Source organism: Actinoplanes sp. NPDC048791, assembly GCF_040650095.1.
Lineage (GTDB): Bacteria > Actinomycetota > Actinomycetes > Mycobacteriales > Micromonosporaceae > Actinoplanes.
Window position 1 is genome coordinate 1 of the sequence record NZ_JBEZGQ010000271.1, and the last position, 9,195, is coordinate 9,195.

Here is a 9,195-nt window from a genome sequence, read left to right on the forward strand (position 1 = left end):
CCGGGAGGCGGTGGGCGGGCTCTCGCCCCAGCACAACGGCTCGGGGCGGGCGGTGGACGCGGCGGCCCTGGCGGCGGTCGCGCTGATCGTCACCCGCCAGCGCCTGCCCCGCGGCGCCCAGTGGTGGCGGCTGGCGGTGGTCGGCGGCGGTGTCGTGGTGGGCTTCCCCCTGCTGACCTCGTACGCGCTCACCACCGCCCCGGCCGGCCACAGCGCTGTGGTCATCGCCGTCCTGCCGGCCGCGACCGCGGCCCTGGCCGTGATCCGCGGCCACGAACGCCCACCGCCCGCCTTCTGGGCCGCCGCCGGCCTCGGCGCAGCCGCCGCGCTCGGCTTCGCCTCCGCGCAGAGCGGAGACCTGGGCCGGCTGCACTGGAGCGACCTGCTCCTGTTCGGGGCTGTGCTGTCCGCTGCCATCGGGTACGCCGAAGGTGGCCTCCTCGCCCGCGAACTGGGCGCCTGGCAGACCGTCTCCTGGGCCCTCGTGGTCTGCGCACCGCTGATGCTCACGCTGGCCGCGCTCTCCGCCGTACGGCAAACCCCGCAGGCGACACCGGCGCAGTGGGCGGCCTTCGCGTACCTGGCGGTGGTCAGCATGTTCCTCGGCTTCTTCGCCTGGTACCACGGGCTGGCCGTCGGACCGATGGCCCAGGTCAGCCAGGTCCAGCTCATCCAGCCCGTGCTGACCATCGCCTGGGCCGGCCTGCTGCTGCGCGAACACCTCTCCGCGGCCACGCTCGTCGGCGGCCTCGTCGTGGTGCTCTGCGCGGCGAGCGCGGTCCGCGTACGCCTCAGTGGCCGCTGACGACGCCTACGCTGGGTGGATGCGGATCAGCTCGCTGCACACGTACCCCGTCAAGGGTTGTCACCGCCTCGACCACGACGCGGCGCGAGTGGAACCGTGGGGTCTCGCCGGCGACCGCCGCTGGATGATCATCGACCCCGACGGGGTCGGCATCACCCAGCGCCAGGCCCCCGCCCTCACCGGCCTGCACGCCGTCCCGCGCCCCGGCGGCCTGCTGCTCAACGGCTTCGACATCGCCGAACCCGAGGACGGCCCCAAGGAGACCCTGCGCGTCTTCAGCTCCAAACCGCCGCTGACCGCCCGGCTCGCCCCCGCCGCCACCGGCTTCATCTCCGGCTTCCTCGGCCGCCCGGCCCGCCTCGCCTGGCTCGCCGACACCAGCGTGCGGCCGATCCAGACCCACTCCCAGCCGGGCGACCGGGTCAGCTTCGCCGACGGCTACCCGCTGCTGCTCACCAGCACCGCCTCCCTCGACGCCGTCAACGACTGGCTGCTCGAAGCCGGCGACGAACCGGTGCCGATGACCCGCTTCCGGCCCAACGTCGTCATCACCGGCGCCCGCCCCTGGGCCGAGGACGACTGGCTCGGCCACCGCATTCAGCTCGGCGGCACCACCTTCCGCGCGGCCAAGTCCTGCAGCCGCTGCGTAGTCACCACCGTCGATCAGGAGACCGGCGAAGTGGGCCGGCAACCACTGCGCGCCCTCGGCCGGCACCGCCGCTACGACGACGGCCTGCTCTTCGGCATCAACCTCATCCCCGACATCAGCCCAGGTGAGACCGAAGTCATCCGGGTGGGGGAGTCTTCCTTAGCTCTGTCTTAGGAGAGTTGCCCGCGGGTGCCGCACCCGCGAAGGATGCGTCAACGTGACTGCTCACCGTCTCCTCGCCCCCCGCTGGCTCGCCACCGGCGGCGCCGTGCTGCTCGCCGGCGTCCTCGGCGTCGCCCTGCTGCTGCAGCACAGCGACCCCGCGTGCGCGGCGCCACCGAGCAGCGCCAAACACAGCGGCAAGGCGACGTTCTACGACCTCGCCGGCACCCAGGGCAACTGCTCGACCAAAACCCCGGCCGACGACCTGTACGTGGCCCTGGGCAAAGGCGAATACTCCGGCGCGGCGGCGTGCGGCAGCTACATCGACGTCACCGGCCCCAAGGGCAAGGTACGGGTCAAGGTCTTCGACTCGTGCCCCGAATGCCCGGTCGGTCACCTCGACCTGAGCCGCACGGCGTTCAAGAAGATCGGCAAGGAGATCGACGGCATCATCCCGATCACCTACAAGACCGTCCCGAACGCCCCCGCCCCCGGCCCGCTGAGCATCACCTTCGTCGAAGGCACCTCGCAGTACTACTGGGCGGTCAGCATCGACAACCACTCCAACGCCATCAAATCGGTGTCGGCCAAGGGCCCGGGCGGCAGCTTCAAAGCCGCGAAGCAGGAGGACTACAACGTCTGGATCATCGACGGGCAGATGGGCAACGGCCCGTTCCAGGTCAAGATGACCGACATCTACGGCAAGACCATCACGGCGAAGAACATCAAACTGCTCCCGCAGAAGAAGCAGACCACATCGGTACGCTTCGCCAACGGCACCAGCACCAACGTCGAAGCAGCGCCGAAGCCGGCCAAGAAGAAGGCAACGCCGTCCCCCAAGCCGAAGAAGCCGTCCCCGTCCGTCACATCCTCGTCGGCGGCGCCGGCCCCGGTGCTCGAAGCCACCGAAGCCGCCCCCGATCAGGCCGGCGACGTGGCGCTGGCCGCGGCGGAACCGGCCGTGAAAGCGGCATCCTGCGGCTGACGCAGCTCCAGCCACATGACCAGCTCGTCCCGATCATCACCGGGACCGACCCGCAGCGCGCCCGGAATACGGCCGACCTCCCGGTAGCCGAGCCGCCGGTAGAACCCGTCCAGCCCATGCCCGTCCCGGACGGTCACCTGCAAGGCAGCGAGTTGTAGCTCTGAAGCGACGGCGGCGGCCTCCCGCATGAGGGCGGCGCCGTAGCCGCGGCCCTGACTGCCGGGCAGGACCATGACGCGCTTGAGGACCCGCCAGTGCGCCTTGAGCGGGAACCGGTTGTCGGCGATGAAGAGCAGGGCGACCAGACGGCCGTCGTCGACGCCGATCAGCAGCCGGTCAATCCCCTGGGCGACGGCGGCGAGGGTGGTCTCGGCGAGCGGTCGCACCTGGTCCTCGGTGACCGGAGCGACGAAGCCGACTGCGCCGCCGGCGTTGGTGACATCGGTCCAGAGCGCGACGATGTCGGCCCGCAGGGCATCGGTCAACGGCGGATCGAGAACGAAGGACAGCGGCATGAGGTCATCCTTGCGCCCGCCGATCCGTTAGGACCGACGGGCGACCAGGATGGTGCGCGGCACCACACGGTGCGGAAGGGGGGACTTGAACCCCCACTCTCTCTCGAGAACCAAATCCTAAGTCTGGCGCGTCTGCCGGTTCCGCCACTTCCGCCCGATTTGCCCTTGTGGGCTGTCGTGCCGAATATCTTAGACGGTGACCGGCGGATCAAGTTTCTCGGCTGCGGCCCTCCGGTCCTCCGGCTTGGACAATCCGACAGTCTTGAGAATGTTGTGGATCGTCGTCGGCGACACGGAGATGCCACCGTCTTCCTGCTGGCGCAGTGCCGCGGCAATGTTCCGGTCGCTCATCGAGGGGTGCTGGAGAGCGAAGGCGACGACGGCGTCGCGATGGGCTTGCGAGATCCGGTTGCTGCGCGGGCTGTGAGCAAGCGAGCCACGTTCTTTGAGCCGGCGTTGGAGGTTGTAGACATGATTGCGATCGCAGCCGATCAGTCTCGCGGCGTCTGTCACCGTGACCTCTTTCAGGTCGACGCGCGCCAGCACCTCGACCTTCTCTTCATCGCTGAGTGCCTGGACCGGTCCGCTCAGGTCCACGGCGTTGCCCTGAGCGTCCACCCGAATGGTGCCGGCTGAGGATCGCTGCCGGTTGCGTCCGGCATATGTGGCCGTCTGACCGTGGCAATTCGGGCACAGGAACCGCAGGTTGTCGATGCGGCAATCCCAGAACTGTCCGTCGATGTGATCGACATGCAGGGTCAAGGGGCGGCCGTTCCAGCTGTCGTCGATGCCGCATTCCGCGCAGAGATACGGGCGGCCCGTTTCCTCCAGTGCCCGCCGGAGGGCCTTCGGCTTCTCGCGCTTGGCGTCGATCGGCCGAAGCACCAGGACCTCGGTGTGGTGGCGCCGCCGCAGACTGTGGGTGCCGCGGAGGTGGGCCTGGCCGAGGAAATGTGAGGTCTCGATGCCGAACTGGTTGATGCGCCGCCGCAGATGGGCGTGTGCGCCGCCGTTTTGCGGCAGGCCGAGATGGCGCAGAACCCCGGCCATCGAGATTGAGGCGGCGACCGCCTCGCTCAGCATTTCCCGGGTGTACTTGACGTAAGCCATGTGGAGTTGTCCCTACCTGTTCGTGACGTTCTCACTGACAGAGGCAGGTGGTCGATGTCTTGCACTGACCGGTGTGGCGGGCGCGGCATGGTTCTCGGGGTGACGCCCGACCACTAGTCACTCGTAAAGGCTACTCCGGCTTTCCCCGCGGTGTCCATCCCGCGTGCGCACGGCACGGCGGCCGCCTCGCGGATCGAGCCGCATGACGGCCGCCGTGGGATGGCGGTCCCCGCAGGGATCAGTAGCGGAACATCGCCAGGCTCTGCTGGAGGTCGTGGGCCACCCGGGCGAGTTCGTCCGCCGCCGCGGCCGTGTTGGCCGCCGCGCTCGTCGTTTCCGCCGCTGCTTCGGCCACCTCGGCCACGTTCGAGGAGATCTCGGTGGAGCCGGCGGCCACCTCGCCCACGTTGCGGCCCATCTCGTTGGTGGTCGCGGTCTGTTCCTCGACCGCGGCCGCGATCGCCGTCTGGGTCGCGTTGATCTGGTCGATGACCGCGCCGATCTCGGCGATGGCGGCGACGGCCGCGGCCGAGTCGGTCTGGATGGCGTCGACCCGGGTGCGGATGTCCTCGGTGGCCCGGGCGGTTTCCTGGGCCAGTTCCTTGACCTCGCCGGCCACGACCGCGAAGCCCTTGCCCATCTCGCCGGCGCGGGCCGCTTCGATGGTCGCGTTCAGGGCCAGCAGGTTGGTCTGGGCCGCGATCCCGGTGATGATTTTGATGACCGAGACGATCTCGGCCGAGGACTCGCCCAGCTTGTTGAGGATCGCCCCGGCCTCGCCGGAGATCCGGACCGCCTGGCCGGCCACGTCGGCCGCGCTGGAGGTACTGCGGGCGATCTCGGTGATCGAGCTGCCGATCTCGTCGGCGCCGGCGGAGACCGTCGCGATGTTGACGCTGATTTCCTCGGACGCCGTGGACACCGCGTGGGCGCGGCCGGCCGAGCGGGCCGCGGACGCGTTCATCCGGCCGGCCACGCCGGTGAGGTCCTCCGAGGAGGAGGCCAGCGTGGTGACGTTGGTGCCGATGTCGCGCAGGGCCGCGGTGAGGCGGTCGAGGGCGGTGTTGAGTGCCTCGCCCATCCGGCCGACCTCGTCGCGGCCCTTGACCTCGAGGCGCTGGTCCAGGCGGCCTTCGGCGAGTGCTTCGAGGACCTTGACGGTCTGGCCGAGCGGGCGGGCGATGGCCCGGCTGACCACGACGGCGATGACGGCGGCGAAGGCCATCGCGCCGGCGATCAGCGCCAGGATCAGGATGCGGGCCATGGTGGCGTTGCTGCGGGCGTCCGCCATCTGCTGCTGGGCGGCTTTGTCCTCGATGCCGGCCAGGTTGTTCAGCGCGACGGTGATCTTGCTGGTGAGCGGGTCGATGTAGTTGTTCTGCACGCCCAGGTAGGTGCCGAGGCTGTTGGCCGTGGCCGCCGGGACGAGCTGCTGGTCGCGGATCTTGCGGTATTCGGCCAGGCCGGCCGTGAATGCGCCGCGGTCGGTGTCGGTGCCGGCGGCGGGGTTGGCCGCGTACGCCGCCCAGGTGGTGTCGATGTCGCTGTCGAGCCGTTCGATCGCCATCCGCACGTTGCTGACGTCGGCCAGCGGGGAGCGCAGGATCAGCTTGGCGGACAGTGAGGTGGCCTGCTGGACGTCGGCCCGGACCTCGCCGAGCCGGGCGATGGCCTGCACGTTCTCCTGGTACATGGTCTCGAGCCGGTTGTTGGAGCCGCGCAGCTGGGCCAGGCCGGTCAGCCCGACCGCGATGACCAGCAGGCTGAGCACGCCGAAGGAGGCGAACAGCTTCTGCGACACCCGCAGGTTCCGCAGCGGGCCGCCGCCCTGGCCCTTCTCGCCGGAGGAGGGCCGGGTGCGGGGACGGCGGGGCTTGGCGAGCGGCATCGGCGGTCTCCGGAGGGGATGGACAACAGGTGCCGCTCTAATCGGCACCGGCCCTCAGCATCCGCGAAGTTTGCCGCAAAAGTCAGTCGATACCGAGATCCCGGCGCAGCTTGGCGACGTGCCCGGTGGCCTTGACGTTGTAGAAGGCGTGCTCGATGGCGCCGTCCTCGTTGATGACGAAGGTGGAGCGGATGACGCCGGTCACCGTCTTGCCGTACATCTGCTTCTCGCCGAACGCGCCGTACGCGGTCAGCACGCTCTTGTCCTGGTCGCTGACCAGCGGGAAGGTGATGGCGTCGCGCTCGCGGAACTTGGCCAGTTTGGCCGGGACGTCCGGGGAGATGCCGACGACCTCGTAGCCGGCCGCCTGCAGCGAGCCCAGCGAGTCGCGGAAGTCGCAGGCCTGGGTGGTGCAGCCGGGGGTCATCGCCGCCGGGTACACGTACAGGATGACCTTGCGGCCGCGGAGGTCCTTCAGCGTCAGGGTGTCGCCGTTGTCGGTGGGCAGGGTGAACTCGGGGGCCGGGTCTCCCGGGGTGAGGCGCTCAGTCATGGTCCGAAGATAGCGGGGCTGCCCGCAGCCGCAGCACGCCCGTCGCCGCCATCGCCACGCCGGCTCCGATCGCGACCAGCACGGCGGCCCGGGCGGTCCAGGACGGGCCGGGGAACGAGACGACCGCCTGACGGAAGACTCCCGCGTCGGCGAAGCCGCCGAAGACGGTCAGCAGTGCGCCGGCCAGGGCCAGCAGGAACGGCGTACGGCCGCGCAGGGTCAGCACGCCCGCGGCCACCGTGACCAGCGCTGCCACGATCGCCGGGGTCTGGCCGCCCGCGCCGAGGCTCATGCGCGTCACCGCGTACCCGAGGGTGATCGTGCCCGCGATCAGCGCGACCGGTCCCAGCAGCCGGGCCCGGCGCCGGCCCAGGGCCGTCAGGCCGGCGGCCAGGGCGAGCGCGCCGACCCACCACAGCCAGGCCGGGGGTGGTGGCTCCCAGGTGAGGGTGCCGCGGACCTCGATGGTGCGCACGCCGTCGCGCAGCGGCACGACCCAGTCGTTGATCTTGTGGCTGCGGGACGGGTCGGCCTGCGCCTGCGGCGGCAGTTCGTCGTCGAGCCAGCGGGTGCGCTGGTCGTGCCAGCGCACGGTGGTGCCGGTGGAGACGCGGCGCCACTGCGGGGCCGCGGTCGGGGAGGCGCCGGCGGGCACCGGGGTGTCGCCGTCGAGGGTCCGGTTCGTGTACGTGGCCGGCGAGTTCACGTTCTCGTACGTGCCGTCGGGCCGCACCTCCAGGTAGGGCTCCTCCTGGTAACCGAGCACCTCGACCGTACGCCCGGTGCCGTTGACCAGCTCCAGCCGCGCGCCGGCCTCCACGACCCGGACGCTCAGCCCGGGCTCGGCCGGGCTGAGCCCGGTCACCTCCGTGCGGTACGCGGTCGCGTCCGGGCCCTCACCGCCGTGGGCGGAGGCCGGGCCGGCCGGCACGAGCAACGCACCGGCCAGCACGGCGACGAACAGGGTGGTACGCCTCACGCGCCGGCCGCCCCCACCGCGGCCATCAGGGCCTGCGCCGTGGGCGACTCGAGGGCCTTGCCGCCGACCAGGACGGTCGGTGTGCTGTTGACCCCGCGGGCGCCCGCGGTGTCGGTCACCTTGGTGGCCCACGCCTTGTACGTGCCCTTGTCGATGGCGTCGGCGAACGCGGCGTCGGTGAGGCCGACGGACTTGCCCAGCTCGATCAGTTTGGCGTCGTCGAGCCCGGCGCTGCCCTCGGCGGGCTGGTTGGCGAACAGCACCTTGTGGTACTCGGCGAACTTGCCGCCCTGCGCCGCGGCGGCCGAGGCGGCGGCGGCCCGGGTCGAATACTCGGTGCTGGAGGCGCGGTCCAGGATCGCGATCGGGTGGTACTGCACGGTCACTTTGTTGGTGGCGACGAGCTGGTCGATCGTGCTCGCCGCGCCGGCCTCGAACTGGCCGCAGGCGGGACAGATGAAGTCCTCGTAGATGTCGATCTTCACCGGGCCGGTGCCGACCGCGAAGGCCGTACCCTCGTCGACCGCCACGCTCGGCGTGGTCAGGCCGGCCGTCTTGTCGCTCTCCTGGTTGGCCGCCACGCCCCAGCCGATCAGGCCGACGACGACCAGCAGGACCACGACGCCGAGGCTGGTCCAGAGGGTGACCCGGCGCCGGCGTTCCCTGGCCAGCTGCTCCTGGACGACCCGCTTGGCCTTGGCCTTGTCTCGGTTGCCGCTCACTGTTCCCCCATCAGGACACCATCGATCGAGTAGCGGGTCCGCGGTCGCCACAGCAGGATCCCGGCGAGCAGCAGGAAACCGGCGTCCCGGACGAGATCCCACGTGTACTGCGGGGTCTGCCCCGCGCCCAGCTCCCCGCCCGTGCTGAAACAGCCGCAGTCGATCTGCAGGCCGCGCGCCCAGGCGGAGATGATGCCGGCGATGAAGATCACCAGCAGGCCGGCGGAGATGCCGGCGCTGAGCCGCACCGCGAGCCCGGCCAGCAGCAGCAGGCCGAGGGCGATCTCCAGGAACGGCTGGGCCGCCCCGATGACCTTCGCCACCTCGTACGGGAAGAGGTCGTAGGCGTTGACTGCCCGGCCCGAAGCGGCCAGGTCACCGACCTTGAGCCCGCCGGCGACCAGCCACACCGCGGCCAGCCCCAGCCGGGCGGCCGTGGAGATCCACAGCCAGCCGTTCGTCGTACGGGCGGACTGCCCGATCTCCATGCTCACGCCCCCTTAGTCGGCGCTCGCCGCCGCCTGGTTCCGTTCTACCGCCTGGGGGTTTGCTGGGTGATGGGTCAAAAGTCCCTGAATGATCAGCTGGCCTGGGCGGCGGTGACCGCGGCGACCAGCTCCTCGCGGGCCCGGGCGACCCGGGAGCGGATGGTGCCCACCGGGACCTCCTCGACCTCCGCGGCCTCGGCGTAGGACATGCCGAGCACCTGGGTGAGCACGAACGCGGTGCGACGTTCCTCACCGAGCCGGCTCAGCAGGTCGGCGGCGCCGAGCCGGTGCGCGGGATCCGGCTGCCGCGGCACGTCGGCCCAGGCCTGCGCGGCCAGC

At 70.8% G+C, this 9,195-nt stretch carries 11 protein-coding genes and 1 tRNA gene; 3 read left to right on the forward strand and 9 right to left on the reverse strand.

The features are described 5' to 3' along the window. The 3 genes from AB0C29_RS20585 to AB0C29_RS20595 all read left to right on the forward strand — a co-directional run. Positions 1–805, forward strand: an 805-nt coding sequence (locus AB0C29_RS20585) for a DMT family transporter (RefSeq protein ID WP_360822328.1), incomplete at its 5' end; no start/stop codon positions are given. Positions 806–824: 19 nt separating this feature from the next. Beyond that, the gene (locus AB0C29_RS20590) at positions 825–1,628 is read left to right on the forward strand and encodes an MOSC domain-containing protein (RefSeq protein ID WP_360822330.1); all 804 of its coding nucleotides are present in this window, start codon (positions 825–827) and stop codon (positions 1,626–1,628) included. 43 nt (positions 1,629–1,671) lie between these two features. Further along, the gene (locus tag AB0C29_RS20595) at positions 1,672–2,601 is read left to right on the forward strand and encodes an expansin EXLX1 family cellulose-binding protein (RefSeq protein WP_360822332.1); all 930 of its coding nucleotides are present in this window, start codon (positions 1,672–1,674) and stop codon (positions 2,599–2,601) included. Here the strand turns inward: AB0C29_RS20595 and AB0C29_RS20600 are convergent. From AB0C29_RS20600 to AB0C29_RS20640, 9 genes are all read right to left on the reverse strand, one after another. Then, positions 2,538–3,116 (reverse strand): GNAT family N-acetyltransferase, encoded by a 579-nt coding sequence (locus AB0C29_RS20600; RefSeq protein ID WP_360822334.1) that lies wholly within the window; start codon positions 3,114–3,116, stop codon positions 2,538–2,540. The genes AB0C29_RS20595 and AB0C29_RS20600 overlap by 64 nt on opposite strands. A 70-nt stretch (positions 3,117–3,186) precedes the next feature. Then, positions 3,187–3,270, reverse strand: a tRNA-Leu gene (locus AB0C29_RS20605). Between the two features lie 35 nt (positions 3,271–3,305). After that, positions 3,306–4,226 carry a helix-turn-helix domain-containing protein gene (locus tag AB0C29_RS20610; protein ID WP_360822336.1) on the reverse strand — a complete coding sequence of 307 codons (921 nt, stop codon included), beginning with the start codon at positions 4,224–4,226 and terminating at the stop codon, positions 3,306–3,308. A gap of 238 nt (positions 4,227–4,464) precedes the next feature. After that, the gene (locus AB0C29_RS20615; protein ID WP_360822337.1) at positions 4,465–6,114 is read right to left on the reverse strand and encodes a methyl-accepting chemotaxis protein; all 1,650 of its coding nucleotides are present in this window, start codon (positions 6,112–6,114) and stop codon (positions 4,465–4,467) included. An 82-nt stretch (positions 6,115–6,196) separates the two neighbouring features. Next, positions 6,197–6,667, reverse strand: coding sequence for a thioredoxin-dependent thiol peroxidase (gene bcp, locus AB0C29_RS20620; protein WP_360822339.1), 471 nt, complete (start codon positions 6,665–6,667; stop codon positions 6,197–6,199). Continuing rightward, positions 6,660–7,646 (reverse strand): hypothetical protein, encoded by a 987-nt coding sequence (locus AB0C29_RS20625; protein ID WP_360822341.1) that lies wholly within the window; start codon positions 7,644–7,646, stop codon positions 6,660–6,662. The genes bcp and AB0C29_RS20625 overlap by 8 nt, the downstream gene beginning before the upstream one ends. Next, positions 7,643–8,368, reverse strand: a complete 726-nt coding sequence (locus AB0C29_RS20630) for a thioredoxin domain-containing protein (protein WP_360822343.1) — start codon at positions 8,366–8,368, stop codon at positions 7,643–7,645. Before AB0C29_RS20630 ends, AB0C29_RS20625 begins: the two co-directional genes overlap by 4 nt. Next, on the reverse strand, positions 8,365–8,856 hold the full coding sequence (locus AB0C29_RS20635) for a MauE/DoxX family redox-associated membrane protein (RefSeq protein WP_360822345.1): 492 nt from the start codon (positions 8,854–8,856) through the stop codon (positions 8,365–8,367). Before AB0C29_RS20635 ends, AB0C29_RS20630 begins: the two co-directional genes overlap by 4 nt. A gap of 92 nt (positions 8,857–8,948) precedes the next feature. Further along, the coding region (locus tag AB0C29_RS20640) for a sigma factor-like helix-turn-helix DNA-binding protein (protein ID WP_360822347.1) at positions 8,949–9,195 on the reverse strand (247 nt) is incomplete at its 5' end.